Annotated in this window: 18 protein-coding genes; 6 read left to right on the top strand and 12 right to left on the bottom strand. The window is 41.0% G+C overall.

Features of this window, described 5'->3' with window-relative positions:
- Positions 1–316: 316 nt before the first annotated feature.
- From urtD to A4S05_RS13105, 6 genes are all read right to left on the bottom strand, one after another.
- The gene (gene urtD / locus A4S05_RS13080; protein WP_069070260.1) at positions 317–1063 is read right to left on the bottom strand and encodes an urea ABC transporter ATP-binding protein UrtD; all 747 of its coding nucleotides are present in this window, start codon (positions 1061–1063) and stop codon (positions 317–319) included.
- Positions 1038–2159 (bottom strand): urea ABC transporter permease subunit UrtC, encoded by a 1122-nt coding sequence (urtC, locus tag A4S05_RS13085; protein WP_069070261.1) that lies wholly within the window; start codon positions 2157–2159, stop codon positions 1038–1040. Before urtC ends, urtD begins: the two co-directional genes overlap by 26 nt.
- Positions 2160–2186: 27 nt before the next feature.
- Positions 2187–3347, bottom strand: coding sequence for an urea ABC transporter permease subunit UrtB (gene urtB, locus A4S05_RS13090; protein ID WP_069070262.1), 1161 nt, complete (start codon positions 3345–3347; stop codon positions 2187–2189).
- A gap of 251 nt (positions 3348–3598) precedes the next feature.
- Positions 3599–4915 carry an urea ABC transporter substrate-binding protein gene (gene urtA / locus A4S05_RS13095; RefSeq protein WP_069070263.1) on the bottom strand — a complete coding sequence of 439 codons (1317 nt, stop codon included), beginning with the start codon at positions 4913–4915 and terminating at the stop codon, positions 3599–3601.
- A 425-nt stretch (positions 4916–5340) separates the two neighbouring features.
- Entirely contained in the window at positions 5341–6480 is a 1140-nt protein-coding gene (locus A4S05_RS13100) for an NAD(P)/FAD-dependent oxidoreductase (protein WP_069070264.1), read from the bottom strand.
- A 25-nt stretch (positions 6481–6505) separates the two neighbouring features.
- A complete protein-coding gene (locus A4S05_RS13105; RefSeq protein WP_069070265.1) occupies positions 6506–7399 on the bottom strand; it encodes an isopenicillin N synthase family dioxygenase in 894 nt (297 codons plus the stop codon).
- Between the two features lie 52 nt (positions 7400–7451).
- Between A4S05_RS13105 and A4S05_RS13110 the strand changes: the two genes are divergently transcribed.
- Positions 7452–7964 (top strand): GNAT family N-acetyltransferase, encoded by a 513-nt coding sequence (locus A4S05_RS13110; RefSeq protein ID WP_069070266.1) that lies wholly within the window; start codon positions 7452–7454, stop codon positions 7962–7964.
- Complete coding sequence (locus A4S05_RS13115) at positions 7961–8467, top strand: GNAT family N-acetyltransferase (RefSeq protein WP_069070267.1); 507 nt, start codon at positions 7961–7963, stop codon at positions 8465–8467. The genes A4S05_RS13110 and A4S05_RS13115 overlap by 4 nt, the downstream gene beginning before the upstream one ends.
- A 159-nt stretch (positions 8468–8626) precedes the next feature.
- Here A4S05_RS13115 and A4S05_RS13120 read toward each other — a convergent pair whose 3' ends face one another.
- From A4S05_RS13120 to A4S05_RS13135, 4 genes are all read right to left on the bottom strand, one after another.
- Positions 8627–9310, bottom strand: a complete 684-nt coding sequence (locus tag A4S05_RS13120; RefSeq protein ID WP_069070288.1) for a Uma2 family endonuclease — start codon at positions 9308–9310, stop codon at positions 8627–8629.
- A gap of 678 nt (positions 9311–9988) precedes the next feature.
- Positions 9989–11386 carry an AtzE family amidohydrolase gene (locus tag A4S05_RS13125; protein ID WP_069070268.1) on the bottom strand — a complete coding sequence of 466 codons (1398 nt, stop codon included), beginning with the start codon at positions 11384–11386 and terminating at the stop codon, positions 9989–9991.
- Positions 11387–11395: 9 nt separating this feature from the next.
- Positions 11396–12022, bottom strand: a complete 627-nt coding sequence (locus tag A4S05_RS13130) for a DUF4328 domain-containing protein (RefSeq protein ID WP_069070269.1) — start codon at positions 12020–12022, stop codon at positions 11396–11398.
- Between the two features lie 101 nt (positions 12023–12123).
- Positions 12124–12312, bottom strand: a complete 189-nt coding sequence (locus A4S05_RS13135; protein ID WP_069070270.1) for a DUF4089 domain-containing protein — start codon at positions 12310–12312, stop codon at positions 12124–12126.
- Positions 12313–12375: 63 nt separating this feature from the next.
- Between A4S05_RS13135 and A4S05_RS13140 the strand changes: the two genes are divergently transcribed.
- The 3 genes from A4S05_RS13140 to A4S05_RS13150 all read left to right on the top strand — a co-directional run bounded on the left by A4S05_RS13140 (position 12376) and on the right by A4S05_RS13150 (position 15947).
- Positions 12376–12657, top strand: coding sequence for a glutaredoxin family protein (locus A4S05_RS13140; RefSeq protein ID WP_069070271.1), 282 nt, complete (start codon positions 12376–12378; stop codon positions 12655–12657).
- 53 nt (positions 12658–12710) lie between these two features.
- A complete protein-coding gene (locus A4S05_RS13145; RefSeq protein ID WP_069070272.1) occupies positions 12711–14213 on the top strand; it encodes a UDP-N-acetylmuramoyl-L-alanyl-D-glutamate--2,6-diaminopimelate ligase in 1503 nt (500 codons plus the stop codon).
- A gap of 252 nt (positions 14214–14465) precedes the next feature.
- Positions 14466–15947 (top strand): DICT sensory domain-containing protein, encoded by a 1482-nt coding sequence (locus tag A4S05_RS13150; RefSeq protein ID WP_069070273.1) that lies wholly within the window; start codon positions 14466–14468, stop codon positions 15945–15947.
- 146 nt (positions 15948–16093) lie between these two features.
- Here the strand turns inward: A4S05_RS13150 and A4S05_RS13155 are convergent, their stop codons facing one another.
- Both A4S05_RS13155 and mnmE read right to left on the bottom strand, forming a co-directional pair.
- A complete protein-coding gene (locus A4S05_RS13155) occupies positions 16094–16648 on the bottom strand; it encodes a Uma2 family endonuclease (protein ID WP_069070274.1) in 555 nt (184 codons plus the stop codon).
- A gap of 492 nt (positions 16649–17140) precedes the next feature.
- Positions 17141–18562: a tRNA uridine-5-carboxymethylaminomethyl(34) synthesis GTPase MnmE gene (gene mnmE / locus A4S05_RS13160; RefSeq protein WP_069070275.1), complete on the bottom strand. Its 1422-nt coding sequence runs from the start codon at positions 18560–18562 to the stop codon at positions 17141–17143.
- A 234-nt stretch (positions 18563–18796) separates the two neighbouring features.
- Between mnmE and A4S05_RS13165 the strand changes: the two genes are divergently transcribed.
- Positions 18797–18997, top strand: a complete 201-nt coding sequence (locus A4S05_RS13165) for a hypothetical protein (protein WP_069070276.1) — start codon at positions 18797–18799, stop codon at positions 18995–18997.
- Positions 18998–19051: the final 54 nt, after the last annotated feature.

Genomic DNA, 19051 nt, shown 5'->3' on the forward strand with positions numbered 1-19051 from the left:
ACTTTTCAAACATCCTCCTAGCTCGACTTTATCCAATTACGCAGCATAAACTTAAATCTGCATAAGATGAAGAAGAGGGGGAATGGGGAAAGGGAAAAGGGGAAAAGGAACCCCATACTTCAAAGCAGGGGTTTCAAGTATTGACGCTGATTTTTCTCTCTACGAGACGCCAAGGGCGAACGCACTGCGTGTCTGGTAAAATCTTCTTTTTTGCTCTCCATCTTTAAAAAGAGGGGCTTTATACCTGTAGGGAAAAGTTTTTAATTCTTTCCCTTTACCCCTTACCCTTTCCCCTTTTTCCCTTATCGGTAAAAATCTACTCTTCCTGTTTTCCTAGATATACTTCAATAACGCGAGAGTCATTTTGAACTTCCTCAAAATTTCCTTCGCACAGCACCGAACCTTCATGTAAAACTGTTACTTTCTTGGCAATTTGCCGCACAAATTCCATATCATGTTCAATTACTAAAATTGAATGACTTTGTGCTAGCGCTAAAAGTAATTCGCCGATGTTATAGGTTTCTTCATCTGTTAAACCTGCAACTGGTTCATCAACGAGTAATAAGTCTGGTGACTGTGCCACTAACATTCCAATTTCTAACCGTTGCTTTTCACCGTGAGAAAGTAAACCTGCTCTAATATCTGCTTTTGGCGTTAAACCGATGGTTTCTAACAATCCTTTAATATTATTCTTTTCAACAGCATTAGAATGTTCAAACAAAGTAGAAAAGACATTTTTCTTCTTGTTAATAGTAATTTCTAGATTTTCGCGGGGCGTTAAATTCAGGTAAATTCGGGGTGTTTGGAACTTGCGCCCAATTCCCAATCGTGCAATTCGATATTCAGGTAAAGAACGCAGGTTTCTTCCTTTGAATAAAACTCGTCCTACGGTTGGTTGCACTTTCCCTGTAATCACATCCAGAAATGTTGTCTTTCCCGCACCATTGGGGCCAATTACTACCCGTAATTCACCCACATCCATGCTAAAATTAAGCTGATTTAGCGCTCTAAACCCGTCAAAATTAACAGTTACGTTTTTAGTTTCCAATATTTTCGCGTTCATGTTGCACTTCGGGGTCTTCTTCCAAGGTGGGATATGTAACAATTTGTTGACGGCGGTGGAAAAGAGAAATATTCTGACTACGCAACCATCCCACTATGCCGTCAGGAAGGACTGTGACAACTATTAAAAATAGTGCGCCTTGGAAAAATAGCCAGATTTCGGCAAATTGTTCGCTTAAAAAAGTGCGGGCATAATTTACTAACAAAGTTCCGACAATCGCCCCAATTAAAGTAGCGCGTCCGCCTACAGCTACCCAAATCACCATTTCAATCGAAAAGGCAATATCCATTGCTCTGGGTGATACAGAACCACTTTGAATGGTGTAAAATCCTCCTGCTATCCCTGCGATCGCACCGGAAACTGCAAACACCAACACCTTAAAATCTGTAGGGTCGTAGCCAGAAAATCTTACCCGACTTTCATCATCACGAATCGCTATCAACAACCTCCCAAAGCGTCCGCTTGTCAACCAGCGACAAACGCCGTAGGTGGCTGCGAGAAAAACTACCGTCAGCGTGTAGAAAATCAATTGCGTCTTGGCATCGCTGACCGTTGCCCCAAAGAAAGTTGTAAAATCTATCAGTCCGTTCGTACCGTTGAAAAATTGTTGTTGACCGTTAAAGAAGTTGAAAAATACAATAGTTCCGGCTTGGGTCAAGATAGAAAAATAAACTCCCTTGAGGCGATTCCGAAATACTAAATATCCTAATATTCCCGCCAATAACCCTGGAATTAGTACCACAGCAGCTATTGTCAAAGGAAACGAATAAAAAGGTTGCCAAAACGCGGGAAGTTCCGTAACCCCATAAAGTCCCATGAAATCAGGTAATTCTCCAGTAGGGACTTGGAGTTTGAGGTACATTGCGATCGCATATCCACCCAAACCAAAGAAAATACCATGTCCCAAACTTAGTAAACCAGTATAACCCCAAATCAAATCAATACCCAAAGCCACGATCGCCAGTGACAAAAATCGCCCCAATAAATTCAGGCGAAACTCCGAAAGCAGCAATGGCATGATAATTATAAGGAAGAGTGCGATCGCAATCACCACCCCCACCTCAATTAAAATTAACCTTCCCCCCTTCTTTATCATTCTCTGTATCCTCTGCATCTCTGCGGTTTAAACATCAACAGTACGTCCCTTCTGTGGAAAAATCCCCCCAGGTTTCCACTGTAAAAACACAATAATCAGCGCAAATACCATCACCTTTGCCATACTCGTCGTGGCAAAAAAAGTAAAGAAATCAGCTAAAGGTTTAACAGGAGTCAACAACAAAGCCAAAGTCCCAGAACCAATTAAAAAATTAGCCGTACCAATACCCAAAGCTGCCAAAATAGTACCGGCTAAATTGCCCACACCTCCAACAACAACAACCATAAAAGTATCGATAATATAGTTTTGTCCCGTATTTGGCCCTACAGAACCAAGCAAACTAATCGCACATCCCGCCACACCAGCTAAACCAGAACCCAGTGCAAAAGTAATCGCATCAACCTTTTGAGTTGGGATACCCAAACAAGCACTCATACTCCGGTTTTGTGTCACAGCCCGAATTCTTAAACCCCAGCTAGAACGTTGTAAGAATAAGTAAATTCCTGATACACAGATTATTGTTAAAGCAATAATAAATAATCTGGCGAAGGGTAATTGTACACCACCTAAAGACATCCCTGCTTGTAACCAAGTAGGCGCAGTTACATCCACATTTTGAGCGCCAAACCAAGGTTGAGTTACTGCTAACTGATAAGTTTGACTCAATAAATTGCCTGTTGTAATTGTCACCCCCAGCGATAATAAAAATATCACCGCCACAATCCAGTTACGAACTCTTCCCAAATCTGTGCGGGAATTTAAAATCCATAAACCTCCAAAAAACAACAGAGAAAATAAGCCTATACCAATTATCAATACCCAATTCACACTGCGGACAAACTGCTGAAAAATTAAACTTACTCCCCAAGTTGCCAATAGAGTTTCTAACGGTCGTCCATAGAGATAACGAATCACGCCTTTTTCTAGAATTAATCCCACAGCAGCCGTGAAAATAAAAGCGATAATCAAAGCCAAAAATATATAAACTTCAAACCATACCCCGCCCAATTGTTTACATACATTTTGCACAACATAAGTTGTATAAGCACCGAACATCATCAATTCACCATGCGCCATATTAATGACGCCCATCAATCCAAATATAATGGCTAGTCCCAACGCGGCAATCAATAATACAGCGCCAATACTAATACCATTAAATACAGCTTCTAAAAATCCTGCTAACACTTATTTCTCCTATCTATCAGCTTCTCGTTTTTAGAATTAACGTAGGATATGTTAGGCGTGCATTTCTATATTATTTCTAACAAAAAACATGACATGACCTCCTAACGCACCGTTATCTAAGATGGTGCGTTAGGCTAAAGCCGTAACACACCCTACTTATTTCTGATAGTTCGTAATCATTAATTAATTACGAATTACGAATTACGAATTACGTAGCTTGCTTCTCGCCTTTGGCGAGTATTACGAATTATTTAGGCTTTCTTGAACTTACCACCCTTAGCCGGGTCAGTCCAATCACAAGCAAATCCTTTAGTCTCTTTTACAAACTGATTCCAAGGAACTGGCTCAACTGGTGTTGGAGTAGCATAGACAATATCAAACAATCCATCTTGTCTAACTTGACCAATCCGCACAATTTTAGATATGTGATGATTGGCATCCATTGTCACTTTCCCTTCAGGCGCATCTAGAGTTTGACCATAAGCCGCCGCCCGCACTTTTTCTAAATCAGTAGTTCCAGCTTTTTGTACTGCTTGCTTCCACAAATAAACTGCAATGTATGCTGCTTCCATTGGGTCATTTGTCACCCGATTTTCACCGTACTCTTTCTTGAAAGCTGCCACAAACTTTTTATTAGCAGGTGTGTCTACTGTTTGGAAATAGTTCCAGGCTGCATAGTGACCTTGGAGATACTCTACACCAATTGCTTTAACTTCTTCTTCGGCAATACTTACAGACATAGAGGGATATTTATCTGGTGTCAATCCAGCCCCTTTCAATTGTTTGAAGAAAGCCACGTTGCTATCACCATTCAAAGTGTTATAAATCACGCCACCATTGGGCAAATTTTGCTTGATTTTAGTGATAATTGGTGTAACTTCTGTGTTACCAAGAGGTAAATAATCTTCACCAACTGTTTTTCCGCCTAAAGCTTCTAGTTGAGCTTTAATAATTGTATTAGCTGTCCGGGGAAAAACGTAGTCAGAGCCAACTAAAAAGAATTCTTTGCCCTTATTTTTTAACAGCCAATCAACAGATGGTTCGATTTGTTGATTTGGCGCAGCGCCAGTGTAGAAAATGTTTTTAGAACACTCCTGACCTTCATATTGCACAGGATACCAGAGCATGTGATTTTTGCTCTCGAATACTGGCTTGACGTTCTTACGGCTAGCAGAAGTCCAGCAACCAAAAACTACACTTACTTTATCTTGATCGATTAGCTTGGTTGCTTTTTCTCTAAAAGTATCCCAGTTAGAAGCACCATCTTCGGTAATTGCTTCAATTTGTTTACCTAAGACACCACCAGCAGCGTTTATTTCTTTGATTGCTAATTTTTCAGCATCGACAACGCTTTTTTCACTAATAGACATAGTACCACTCAGAGAGTGCAAAATACCTATCTTGATGGTATCACCCGCAGTAGCCGCCGCTGGTGAAGCAGCAGGAGGTGCGGCTGGAGTCTCTGTTGCAGTTGGAGAATTATTCGCGCAAGCTTTCAAAAAAAAGCTGCTTCCAAAAGTTGCAGAACCGTAGATTAAAAACTTGCGTCGGTTAAATTGTCTTCTCATATCTTTATGAATTTTCCTCTTGATGAATCAGCCAACTTATAGAAAGCTGACAATATCAATCTTCAAAGTGTGATATTAGTGCGATAGTTTACTAGTAAAAAGTGACGTGTTATACAAAAAAGTTCATTTTTGTAATAAAAAACAAACTTTTTAATATTAAGCTTTGTTAACTTCATAAATATTTTCATATCTATGCAATTATGTTGTGGAGGAAGAAAAATCTTTCTCTTCCACGAATGCCTGAGATTCTAGACAGTCTTTGAAGGTGCGATAAATCGCGTCTCTACATCAGGGTTTTGTTGCTCATTCTGAACTGTATTGAGTTGAAAACATCTGTCTTTTTTCAAAATGCTAGTCGCTACTGAACAGATAGCTGCTTGACACAGCAATATAAGGAATATTTTGTGTTTTTCACTGTGGGGCTTTTAGATTAGCATTTTTGTAATTATTTCATCTTCGTTGCCAGTTGCAAAATTAGCAAAGCGTTTTGCCAAAGGTGGTATAAGTACTAGGGGATTGCTAAACCCAGAAAAAACATGAACGCTTTCAAATCCTGGGATAGCACCAATTAAGGGTAGTTGATTGCCACTAAATGCCACTAAGCAATGATACCAAGTTCCTGGTAAATTCTCCAATGTTGGTAAAATTTGACCAACACTTCTTCGCAACCATTTTTCGCTTACCTCTGAGTTTACCTTGGCATGAGGATCTGCGATCACACGGCTAATTTGACCAATGCGGATACTACCGTCTGGAAACTGAATTGCACCCGCATCTAAAATTGGCGGTACTAAATCATTACCAAGTTCATCCCACAATTCATCAACTTGAGTAGATTCAGCTTCTAGTTGAAACCGTTGTAGATTAGCCGGCATAACTAAAGTGCGTAGCTTAATATCAACAGGTGGGGTTTCAATGATTTCTGCATGGGTAAAATACAGCTTGATGGAAACACCAGCAGATTTTAGCAGTTGGCGGCTGAGTCCACCCGCACAAATGACAACGTTAGCGCTGTGGTAAGTTGCAGTGGTGGTTTTGACACCATCTTGCAATACTTGCAAAACTTGGGTAATCTGCATTTCACCACCAGCACATTCAAAGGCTTGGATGTAAGCAAGTGATGTTTTTTCTGGGTGAATATGACCGTGTTTGACAGTTAAAGCACCAGATATAGCTTCTCGATTTAGCTGCGGTTCCAACTCACAAGCTTCTTGGACACTGAGTAAACGAGGTGGAATGGCAAAATGATTATATGATGCCGCAGTTGCTTCTGGGTCATTAGCGGCTGAAATAGTCAGTAATAAATCTAATTCCCGAAACTGGATATCAGCGTCTAACTCTTGAGATAGGATATGGTAACGTGCGATCGCTTCTTCGCACAATAGCCGAGTTAATGGCGTATTGCCAGACCAATAGGCAAGTCCACCATAACTATAGCGAGTTGCATTCTGTGGTGTGCTGTATTGCTCCAACAAAAGTACAGCAAAACCTGTTTTTACTAATTCGTAAGCGAGTGCAGCACCCGTAATTCCACCACCAACCACAATCCAGTCGTATATTTTCATATTAAATATCTTTCTTAACTACGAATTACGAATTACCATAACTTGCTTGTAAACGACTTAAAAGATATTCTCCCGCAAGGATAGGGGGATAAATAGGCGATTGTTCTTTCTGGCAACTTTCCAAACAAGTAATTTCGGTATCATCATTAGGATGACAGAAAAAAGCGATAGAATACCGGGACTGCTTCACCCTATCATCACTAGGAATCATCACTCGATGCTTAGTTGAGCAAAATACATGATTTGTCCAGCGTTGCATTAAATCACCAGTATTGACTATTACAGTATCAGGAATTGCAGGTGCGGCAATCCAATCTCCAGATGTTGTTTGTACTTCCAACCCGCCAATGTCATCTTGGAAAAGTAAGGTAATACTGCCATAATCGGAATGTTCACCAGCACGAACTTGTCCGGGTTTAACTGGTGTCTGCAATGGGGGATAGTGTAATAATCGCAAGGTATGATTTTGTTGATTATGTCTTGTTGTAAAAAAATCTTCTGGCAATTCCAACGCCAATGCATAAGCTTGTAATATCGTGTTGGCAAGTTCTGTACAACCATCATAAAAGATGACAATTGAAGCATCTATCCCTACAGCCACTTGTTTGTTGACATTCAACGCCTCTTTTAAGTCGCCTGGATTATTGGGGTTAAGACGTTCTCTCTCAATCCCAACGTAACCCGTGTTACTAAATTCATCACTCCAAGCTTGCTTTTGCTTGACTTCTAAAGGTAGATTGAAGAAAGATTTGCTGTGAGTGAATACTTGATTTATTAGTTTTTTTGATATTCCCGAATTTTGCAAGTACATGAAACCAATTTCATGACAAGCTTGATAAATTTGTTTCACAACAGCTTGCCGAGTTGCTGCGTTGCTACTGCTGAAGGCAGTTAAATCAATTACTGGAATGATGACCATTGATATTTCTAAATTTTTGATTTTGTTTAATGATTTAGCGGAAGGATAAACTTTGCTTAAAATTATTCAGATAGAGACTGACGAACACAAATCTTATATACAGGAAATATTTTGGGAATATTTTAACGAGACTAAGTTAATATTCAGCGATCAATTCGGCATTAATTTAGATGTTAATACATTCTTTGAGCAATATATGACTCAACTTCACGAATTTCTACACCCTTCAGGACGCTTTCTTCTGGGACAATCCGAGGCAAAAATAGTCGGCTGTGTTTGCTTGCGAAAGATTGGTGAAGATGTTGGCGAAATTAAAAGGATGTATGTAAGATCAGAATTTCGCCGAAAAGGAATCGGTCGGGCATTGTTACAAGATATCATCAATGAAGCTGTCTGCATTGGTTACTCAAGGATACGTTTAGACAGCGCCCCTTTTGCAAAGGAAGCACAGGCACTTTATCGTGCATTTGGCTTTCAGGATATCAAACCATATTTGGAAAAAACAGAAATTCCTTTAGAACATCGTGCAAACTGGATTTTTATGGAATTGATTTTAAAATCATGAATATTCGTTGTGAAACTTTGACAGACTACCCAGCAATAGCTGAGGTGAATACATTAGCATTTGGACAAGAAAACGAGGCTAAACTTGTAGAGAAAATTCGCCGTTCTGACCGCTATATTCCAGAACTTTCGTTAGTTGCAGAATTTGAAAATGTTGTAGTCGGTCATATTTTATTTAGCTATATTGACCTGGTAAGTAAAGAAACATTGCAGGTACTTGGTTTAGCACCTTTGGCAATTCATCCACAGTTTCAAAGACAAGGAATTGGTAGTGCATTAATCAAAGCCGGGTTAGAGATAGCAGAGGCAAAGAAAGAAGCCGTAGTAATTGTACTAGGTCATCCCCAATTTTATACTCGTTTTGGCTTCAAAACTTCTGTTGTTTATGGAATTGAGTCTCCCTTTCCAATACCAGAGCAATTTTTAATGGTTAAAGCACTGCAAAATTATCAGGAAAGTTACAAAGGAAAAGTGGTTTATCCATCTACTTTTGATGGAGTATAAGTCGCGCACAGGTTCAAAGATGATAGGTTATTTGAAAAGTGGTTAATTGTAATTTCATTAACAGATTTATTGAAGAAGCTGGCAAGCTGAAGTTTTGAGCGATCGCTAATTTTTCATTAACAATTCCTGACGCTGAGATTAGACCTGGAATATTTCTCTCTAAATAGATATTTTATCAACAAAATTTTGATGTTCTGGTGTAGATAACCCTTGCTGCAAAATGGCTAAAACTTTAGCTAAGTCTCCTGATAATAATGCTGATTTTGCTAACCATAACCCTGGAAAAACTTGAGAGCAAACTATATCATCTGTATTCGGTTCAAGTTGAATATACTCGCCTTCTTGTAACCTAAACCAATCAAATTGACGGTCATAAACTCGCCAGACTAAATATTCTTGTACTTGATTCCGACGATACACTTTTAGCTTTTTATGCAAATCATAGGAAGCACTAGAAGCGGCAATTTCTACAATTAATTCTGGCGCACCTTCCACATAATCATCCTGATTAATGTGCGACTGTCCACCTTGTTCTATTCTTAATAAGGCATCTGGTTGGGGTTCGTTATCAGCATCTATTAAAACTGTGGTATTGTCTGCTAAACCTACACCCGATGTAGCTGCTTTATATACTCCCAGCCAAGCCATAATGTAAGCGTGGGGTTCTCCATGACTTTTGATTCTCAATGGGGATGCCACGTAAACAACTCCTTCAATCAATTCTGCTTTCTTCAGATTAGGCATGGCATGGTAGCGTCGCTCAAATTCATGACGGGTGAGCTTGTCGCCATTTTCTAAAGGCGGAATTGCCAAAATTTGAGAAGTTGTGTCAGCAGTTATCATAATTTTCTCGATCATGCTGGAATACTGACATTACTAAACTAATGTTATCATCTCGCTAATATTTCCAGTTATGTTAAGGAATTTTAATGTAGGATGTTTTGTCGCAGAGCGCAACGCACAGTCAACAATATCAGGTGCGTTAGCCTAACTAATATTATATTATTGAATTTTTTTTCACTGACTTATACCAATTTTGTATAAAGCTGCATAGAATTAGATCCTCCCTAGCCCCCTTAAAAAGGGGGGAACTGGAAAAACATCTATCAAAGTCCCCCTTTTTAAGGGGGATTTAGGGGGATCGAGATATGTGCAACTTCACATTAAATTGGTATTACTTAAATCAAATTGACTTTTATTGTGCAATAGCACCAAGATTATACCAATTTAATTAATTATTGCAACACATCCTTGGGTAAAGACGCGATGAATCGCGTCTCTACAAATGGTTTATTTGTCGCATTCTTTTTTCAAATTGATATTATCCGAAAAATGGGTTTAAAACCCCGTGCTTCCAGCACGGCTTTAAAGTAATGAGTAAGGAGTAATGAGTTTCATAGTGGATGAAAAACGGGTATTTACTCATTACTTATTACTTATTACTCATTACTCCTGACTCATTACTCCTGACTCCAGAATCACCCTGAGTTCACGGCGGTGAGGATGACAATAATTCATCAATTAGTTGTTATTTAAAATTACTGGTGCTGAAACTATACCTTTTGCCTCTAACGTAGCCGCAACCCGTAAAATCAATGCTTCATTATATGGTGCTGCTATTAATTGCACACCTAAAGGTAATGCATTCTGACGCTGAATTGGCATTGATAAAACTGGTAAACCAATGAAAGATAATGGTTGAGTAAATAACCCTAAATGAGGACGGACAAGAATTTCTTCGCCATCCAAAATCATCGTTTGTTGACCAATTAACGGTGCGGAAATTGGTGTAGTTGGGGCAAGGATTACATCAACATTTTGAAAAACTTCCCGCACGCGATCGCAATACCATTTTCTAAACCGTTGTGCTTGCAGATACCAGCTACTAGGAATTAACGCCCCAGCCAAAAAGCGATCGCGTGTAGCCGCATCAAAATCTTGAGGACGACATCGCAATTTTTCCAAATGCAGATTTGCGCCCTCGCTAGCTGTAATCACAAAGGCTGCTGCACGGGCGCGGTGTGCTTCTGGTATGATTACGTATTCAGTGACTTCTATTGTATCAGCTACCTTTCGTACTGCTGCTAAAGCTTCCGATTCTGCGCCTTTGGTGAAATAATCACCAGCGATCGCAATTCTGATATCAGAAATATCCTGTTTAAGTTGTGGTAAAACCAATTCAGGCGGACGTTTTGTACAAATTGGATCGCGATCATCTTCTCCCTGAAGCACATCAAACACTGTCGCGATATCCTGCACCGATCGCGCAAAAGGGCCAATGTGGTCAAAACTGCTAGAAAATAAAGCTACCCCAGCACGAGATAACCTCCCGTAAGTCGGCTTGAAACCAAAAACGCCGCACAACGCCGCCGGAACGCGAATTGAACCATTAGTATCAGAACCCAACGTCAACGGTACTAATCCAGCAGCCACAGCCGCCGCTGAACCACCTGATGAACCACCAGCAACTCGCCGTAAATCATGGGGGTTATGAGTAGCGCCGTAATGAGAATTTTCCGTTACGAAGCCATAAGCGTACTCATCCATATTCAAAGCGCCAACCAGCACCGCACCCGCTTGTTTCAGCTTCGCTACTGCGGTTGCATCAAGGCTGGCTGCTGGATTTTCTGCATTGATTTTCGATCCCGCCAGAGTCGTTAAACCAGCGATATCGAAGAGATTTTTCACCGCAAAAGGCACACCAGCCAGCACTCCCGGATGATTACCTTGGGCAATTTCCCTGTCAATGCGGGCTGCATCCGTTAAAGCTGTTTCAGCAGTGATAGCCGTAAAACAGTTGAGTTGATGATCTCGCGCAGCGATTCGTGCTAATGCAGCTTTGGTGACATCCACCGCGCTAACTTTGCCTTCACGCACAGCAGCAGCTATTGTGATGGCATCGGCTGAATTAAAATTCATGCTGAAATATTAAGAGATAGAGCGTTTAGCTTTTTGAGTAATAGCAGTTCGCATAGTTTTTGTTAGTTGTAGTAAAGTAGCACTAAAACCTAAATCTAGAATACAAGATAATAAAAACCAAAAGGGCAAAAATTGGTTTTCAGGATTTTTAAAACTTTCTGTAAGAGCCATACGAGTCACAAGGTTTGACCCGATCATAAAACCATATAGCGGCCCTATTAACAATCGCACTTGTTCACTTAAACGTGTTAAATCATCACCTTCCCCTTTAAATCGATCGGCAAAAGTGGACAACGTGTTAGCTATTCCCCAAATGCTATATATGGGAATTAGAAATCGCGCGATCGCACCTCCTGGCGTAATCGGATATTCCTTAAATAGATTCTTTAAATCGGCATGGAGACGATATAGCCAAACCAAAAAAACAATGATTGAAATTAAGCTGATAAATAACGAAATGATTGATACAAGTGCATCAAGAGAAGCAAGTAGCTGGTAAAGTGGCTTTGCTATGACTTCCAACAAAGATAATAGCGTAGAAGCAATACCAAATCCTAACAGCATCCAAAGCAACCGCACCAACAATCTACCGACACCCGCAGATTTCAATGAACTAGAAGCATTGAAATTATTCATCTGATTTTCCAAGATATAGTCGGCTAATATCTTAGTATCGTTAGTTATACTGCAAGCTCAGTAATTTTACTAAAACATCAACATAGCTATTGTTGAAGTCATTATGGTTCAAACACTGGTGCAACTTCAATTTCCTCTGGTAAAGGGAAAGAATTTACAAGACTAGCGATCGCACTAATTCTCTCAAAATTTGCCACCACACCATCACGATACTCATCTCTGATCTCTAAATCTAACAACAACGCCATTTGATCAACATACTCACCCACATCAAACTCTTCTCTTCTCATCTCTCTTCCTTCGCGCCTTTGCGGTTCGTTATCTTAAACTTATAACCTCTCACCACAGATCAAATGCGATTAATTTTATACAGTAAACCCGGCTGTCATTTATGTGAAGGCTTGCAAGAAAAGCTAGAACAAATCCAAAATCTCAGTTTCGAGTTGGAAATTAGGGATATTACGACTCGTGAAGATTGGTTTGCTGCGTATGAGTATGAAGTGCCGGTACTTTTTTTATCAAACCACAGAGGCGAGGAGGAAAAAGAGGCGAGTGAGAAACCATTGCCGCGTCCTTCTCCTCGTGCTAGTGTGCAGCAGTTGGAGCAAATGTTGCGAAAGTATTTAGCCAATTAGAAAAAAATAATGCAGAATAAGCGCAAGATTAAGAATGTGACGAGGTTCACAAAATGAAATTGCGGGAATTACTAACAGCGGTAGACAGTGTTGAACAATTACCTAGCCATCCGACTTTAGAGGATGTGGAAGTTAAGGGTTTGAAGACAAATTCCCATGCTTGTCGTGTGGGAGATTTGTTTATTGGGATGCCAGGAACGCGGGTTGATGGTGGGGAATTTTGGCAAAGTGCGATCGCATCCGGGGCTGTAGCTGCGATCGTTTCTCCCGAAGCTGCACAAAAAAATCCTCCCACAAATCAGGCTGTGGTCATCAGTGCAAGCAACATAACTCAAGCTTGTGCCCAAATAGCCAGTGCTTTTTACGGTTATCCGGGGAAAAAACTCAAGCTGGTGGGTGTGACTGGTACAAATGGCAAAACTACAACTACTCATCTAATTGAATTTCTCCTCAACAAAGCTAATCTAGCTACAGCTTTGATGGGAACTCTCTACACTCGTTGGGCAGGTTTTGAGCAAACTGCTGCCCACACTACCCCCTTTGCTGTAGAACTGCAACAGCAGCTAGCTGAAGCGGTAAATGCTGGGAGTGAGTTCGGGGTGATGGAAGTAAGTTCTCACGCTTTAGCCCAAGGTAGAGTATTGGGTTGTGAATTTGATGTGGCAGTATTCAGTAATCTTACCCAAGACCATCTCGACTATCACAGCGACATGGAAGATTACTTTGCTGCCAAAGCGTTGTTATTTAGCCCCGATTATCTCAAGGGACGGGCAATAATTAATGCTGATGATTCCTACGGGAAGCGGTTAATTGCCTCCTTAGATTCTGAGCGCGTTTGGAGTTACAGCGTCAACGACAACAGCGCTGATTTATGGATGAGTGATTTAAATTACCAGCCGAATGGTGTCAGCGGCACATTGCATACACCAAAAGGTGATGTAGCTTTTCGATCGCCCCTAGTCGGACAATATAATTTAGAAAATCTTCTTGCAGCCGTAGGAGCAGTTTTACACTTAGGTATAGATTTGCAGTTAGTGGCATCTGTGATACCTGATTTCCCAGGAGTTCCCGGACGGATGGAGCGGGTACAGATTAATCCTGAACAAGATATTAGCGTGATTGTGGATTATGCCCACACACCCGATAGCTTAGAAAATTTACTGAAAGCTGCACGTCCATTTATACCGGGAAAAGTGATTTGTGTATTTGGTTGTGGAGGCGATCGCGATCGCACTAAGCGCCCAAAAATGGGTAAAATCGCTGCTGAATTAGCTGATGTGGCAGTAGTGACATCAGATAATCCCCGGACTGAAGACCCAGAAAGGATTTTGCAAGATATTTTGACGGGAATCGCTGACACAGTGCAGCCGACTGTAATTTGCGATCGTGCGATCGCAATTCGTACCGCTATTTTACAAGCAGAACCCGGTGATGGAGTGTTACTTGCTGGTAAAGGCCACGAAGACTACCAAATTCTCGGCACCGAAAAAATCCATTTTGACGACCGAGAACACGCACGCGACGCCTTACACGAAAGACTGAAGACGCAACATTAATTTGGGCATTGGGCATTGGGCATTGGGAATTGGGCATTGAAAAAAGGCAGAAGAGAAAACTCTTCCCCATTCCCCATTCCCCATTCCCCATTCCCCATTCCCCAGTCCCCAGTCCCCATTCCCCACTCCCTTCTAGTTGGAGTTTTTCATAGTTAATATTTCTTTCCGTGGGGATTTTGTAAAAAATGCACACATAAAGGTGAAAATCGAAGACAGACTTATTTCTTGCTTCATCCTTTTTGTGCTTGACTCATGAATGTTTCTCTGGCTAAGGATCTGTCTGTTTATCAACTGGTTATGGGAGTGCAAGTGCCTCCTAAACCATTGTCCCTCAGTCCTGCTACTCTGCTATCACTGGTGAGAGCGCAAATTGACTTACTAATTGAGCAGCAAATTGCAGCCACTTTATGGGTGAAGCTACCACCAGAAAAAATTTGGCAATCAGAATTAGCGCGTTATCAATCCTCGGTAGGTGCGTCTAGTCTCATTTATACTTGCCAGATTGACGAAAGTGGAAAAGGGGAAGATGAGGAAGCAGGGGGAACAGAAGGAGATAAGGGAGAAGGAAAATTAAATACCTCCTCATCCCCCTCATCCCCCACATCTTCCAATTATGTCCTCGTTCACCTACCACCAGATAGCCAACTGCGACGGGAAAACTTTTTGATGGTGTTATCGCCCCAGTTTTGCAGTTTAATTTTGGCTCATCGACCACTTAAAAAACGCAAAACTCAGACATCGGGGAAGGTAAATACTAATAAAAACCAGCCGTTGCTGATTATAACTACTGTTGAAGGGAGAGTAATTCAGCAAGTATTAGATGGTATCAAACAAGCGATTGTGCCAGAATCATCCCCAATTTTACCTGCTGATTTTATTTGTCCAAGCGTACCTCAAGCCGCATTGATGAATCAACTGTTGGCAAAACAACTACTACGACAAGATGAAATTAATCGTCAAATAATCACAGTACGCACCACCAAGTTTCAGCAGCAAAATCAAGAACTGCACAACAAAGAGCAACTCAAAGATGAATATCTAAAAAATGTATGTCAGGAATTGCGTATACCCCTAACGCACATGAAGACAGCACTTTCATTATTAAACTCCCCTAATCTTAAACCCCCCCAGCGACAACGTTATTTACAGATGTTAAATACCCAGTGCGATCAGCAAAATTCTCTGATTACTGGTTTATTGGAACTGGTGCAACTGGAACGTAATTGGGAAGGGATGGCTTTGGAGTCAGTGCGGCTCTCAGAGATTGTGCCTGGAGTAGTCAGTACCTACCAACCTGTAGCTCAAGAAAAAGGGATTATGCTAGCCTACACTATACCGACTGAACTGCCATCTGTTTGGTGCGTGAGTGGTGGTCTGAGGCAAATTGTGATAAATCTGCTGCATAACAGCATTAAGTTTACCTCTAATGGGGGTGAAGTATGGGTGCGTGCCCGTCTTCAAGGTGATCATGTCCAATTAGAATTCCGCGACACAGGTATCGGTATTGCCGAAAACGAAATTCCCAAAATCTTTGACCGTTTTTATCGTGTGCGTACAGCAGCAACAGAAGATTATGGTGGTGCTGGATTGGGGTTAACAATCGTACAGCAATTGCTACTGCGTTGTGGTGGATCTATTTCTGTAAAAAGTAAATTATATGAAGGTTCTACTTTTACAGTGCAACTGGCAACTGTTGGCAATATTCCAAAAACGATTACAGAAAATGAGTTATAAATTATGAGTTATAAGTGATGAGTTATGAATTTTTAATTCATAACTTATAACTCCTATTTATACAGTTATCAGTTAGAAGTTGGGAGCCATAGTCCCCCACTTCTAATAGGTATTTGGTACTTTCGTGCTTTTCACAATACACTGTATTATGTTTTACTTATAAGGCGATCAACTCGGACGGATACATCAGGAAAGGCTAGGGGTGAAATAGTACCTGTAGTTAGTGTCAGTTCAGTTTTGTATTCCCCATTTTTTAGGTCACGAAATACTTTTAACTGCGGAGTCTTCAGGTTGACAACCCAGTATTCAACAATACCAGCCTCAGCGTAGATGTCTTTTTTGTCACCTAAATCTTTGCTCAGAGTAGCATTGGAGAATTCAATAACCCAGAAGATATCTTCTGGGTAAGGATGGTGTTCTAGGTAGACCTCACCTAAAGGTTTGACAATCGCAACATCGGGAGCAGGTTCTGAATCGTTGGGCAAGGTAACGGGTTTGGCATCGCGGATTTTTACCCGTTCACCAAGCAGTGTGCGAAGATAATCAGCTGCTTCTGTGTTGTAGTAGGCGTGAGGTTCTCGTTCTGGGGGCATAACAATGAGATCGCCGCGTAATAGTTCAATGGGCTGGTCGTCAAAGATGCCTGCCTCTATTGCTTGGTGATAACGTTGAATTGTCCATTTATAGGTAGTTACGGTCATAATCCTTATTTAGCCTTTTTTCTACCAATTAGACATTCTTGTTTACTTTGATTTTAGCAATCATCATTTGATTGTAACGACAGTAAAATTCAATATTTTTTTTATAAGAAGAATTCAGAACTCAGGAGTCAGAATTCAGTATGAGTTCTGTACGAGTGGGTGACGAATATTGGTTAAAACTGTACTTCTCTACTAGACGCTAACGCCCGAAGTCAAGCGAAAAAAATAGGACTTACGCATTGACAGAAAATACCAAATATGAATTCTTTGAAAAAGCACGTCTGTCGTAGGGGTTTAGCATTGCTAAACCCCTACAATGACCATCGAAGAACGATTAATAAAAGGCTGAAACGACCCATTTTCATATATGCATACCATGATTAAGTTTTACAGTGCGTAAGTCCTAAAAAAATAAAATGTTTTCACCTTAAAACTCTATCCCTTTATGGGTAGAGTCTTCTGAATTCTGAATTCTGTATTCTGACTCCTGTTTTATTTTCCAATACAAAACCTGCTGAAAATTCTCTCTAAAACTGATTCAGTGACTTCTTCTCCAGTAATTTCTCCTAAAGCTTGAATTGCACCCCGTAAGTCAATTGTCCAAAAATCTAGAGGGAACTGCTGGGCAATTGTTGCTTGTACTTGTTCCAAAGACATTTTAGCTTGAGTTAAGGCTGCCGCCTGTCTTTGGTTAATGGCTAAATCCATATCAGCAGCTTGCACTTTTCCTGTTTGAACTATTTCTAAAATTGCTGTTTCTAAAGCGTCAATACCTTGATTTTGGGCGGCGGCTGTGAAAATTTTAGATTTTGAGTCGCTACCTTGATGCGCTTTCAGCGCAACTGGAATTTTAGATTGAAGAGTTGTTCTCTCACTTTCTTCGACTAAATCGATTTTGTTAATCACTATAATCAACGGACGGTGTTGTACCTTTTCATAAATTTCTTGATCGCCTTCTGTCCAACTGGCTGAAGCATCAATGGTAAGCAAGACTAAATCAGCTGCATTGGCGGCAAGATGCGATCGCTCAACACCAATTTTTTCCACTTGGTCTGTTGTTTCCCGAATCCCTGCTGTATCTAGCACTTGTACGGGAATTCCCCCGACAACTAACTGAGATTCCACTACATCGCGGGTTGTACCAGGTAAATCAGTCACAATGGCGCGATCGCTCCGGCTCCAAGCGTTCAATAAACTCGACTTACCCACATTCGGACGCCCAACAATTGCCACTTTTAAACCAGTGCGTAGCAATTCCCCTTGATCTTTGGTTGCCAATAACCTAGTTATTTCTGCGGCAATTTTATCGATTTCTGATATTATTGCTTTATCATCCAGCGGAGGAAGGTCTTCCTCAAAATCAATCCGAGCTTCAATTTCTGCCAAAATATCCAAACAGTTAGCGCGTAACTGCCGAATCGGATGAGCTAATTTTCCTTGCAAACCAGCTAAGGCACTTTGAGCCGCTTGGGGCGATTTAGCTCCCACTAAATCGGCAATCCCCTCAGCTTGAGTTAAATCCAATCGTCCATTCAAAAAGGCGCGGAGAGTAAATTCTCCCGGTTGCGCTAGTCTAGCGCCGTTTTCCAAACACAGTTGTAATACCTGCTGCACTGCCATAATTCCCCCGTGGCAATGGAATTCTACTACATCTTCACGGGTGTAAGAACGGGGTGCTTTCATAATCAGCAACAAGGCTTCATCCACCAATTGTTGCGTCTGGGGATGGCGAATGTAACCGTAGAGAATCCGATGACTTTCCCAAACTTGTCGCCCTGGTGCATGAAAGAGACTTTGGGCAATTGCCATTGCTTGAGAACCGGACACCCGCACAATCCCAACACTACCCTGTTGGGGGACAACAGCAGTAGCGATCGCGGCTATAGTTCCAGTAGTAGCAAAGATTTCCGACATGAGCGCCCTTTATAAGAGTGAGGAGTTAGGAGTTAGGAGTAAAAATCATAACTCATAACTCCCAACTCATAACTTTCTAAATGGTAAGTATTTGGACTAATGAGATGGCAACTGGCAAGGTAAAATTTATCTGGAGGGTTATGCCTGATAGTAAAGAGTTAAGAGTGAAGAGTTAGGGGTGAAAATCATAACTCACAACTCATACCTCATAACTTTTAGAGAGAGGAATTTACTGTGGAGCAAAAGATTGACTGCGCCCAAGCCTGTGTTAACGGGTGTGTTTTAGGGGATAAATGTCCCAATATCGAGTTTAGAGAAGCAGCCGCAAAATTTATTGAAGAAACTCCCTTAGAGAAAATGCTGGAGTTAGCACAAGAACGTCTGCGACAAAAAATGACGGAACCGCCAAAATGGGTTTTTCCTGAAGATCCATAATATTCCGGGCAACAGGCACAAGCAAGACAGCGTAGAAGTTAAATAGTATCTGGA

This window comes from Nostoc sp. KVJ20 (genome assembly GCF_001712795.1).
Classification (GTDB): Bacteria; Cyanobacteriota; Cyanobacteriia; order Cyanobacteriales; family Nostocaceae; genus Nostoc.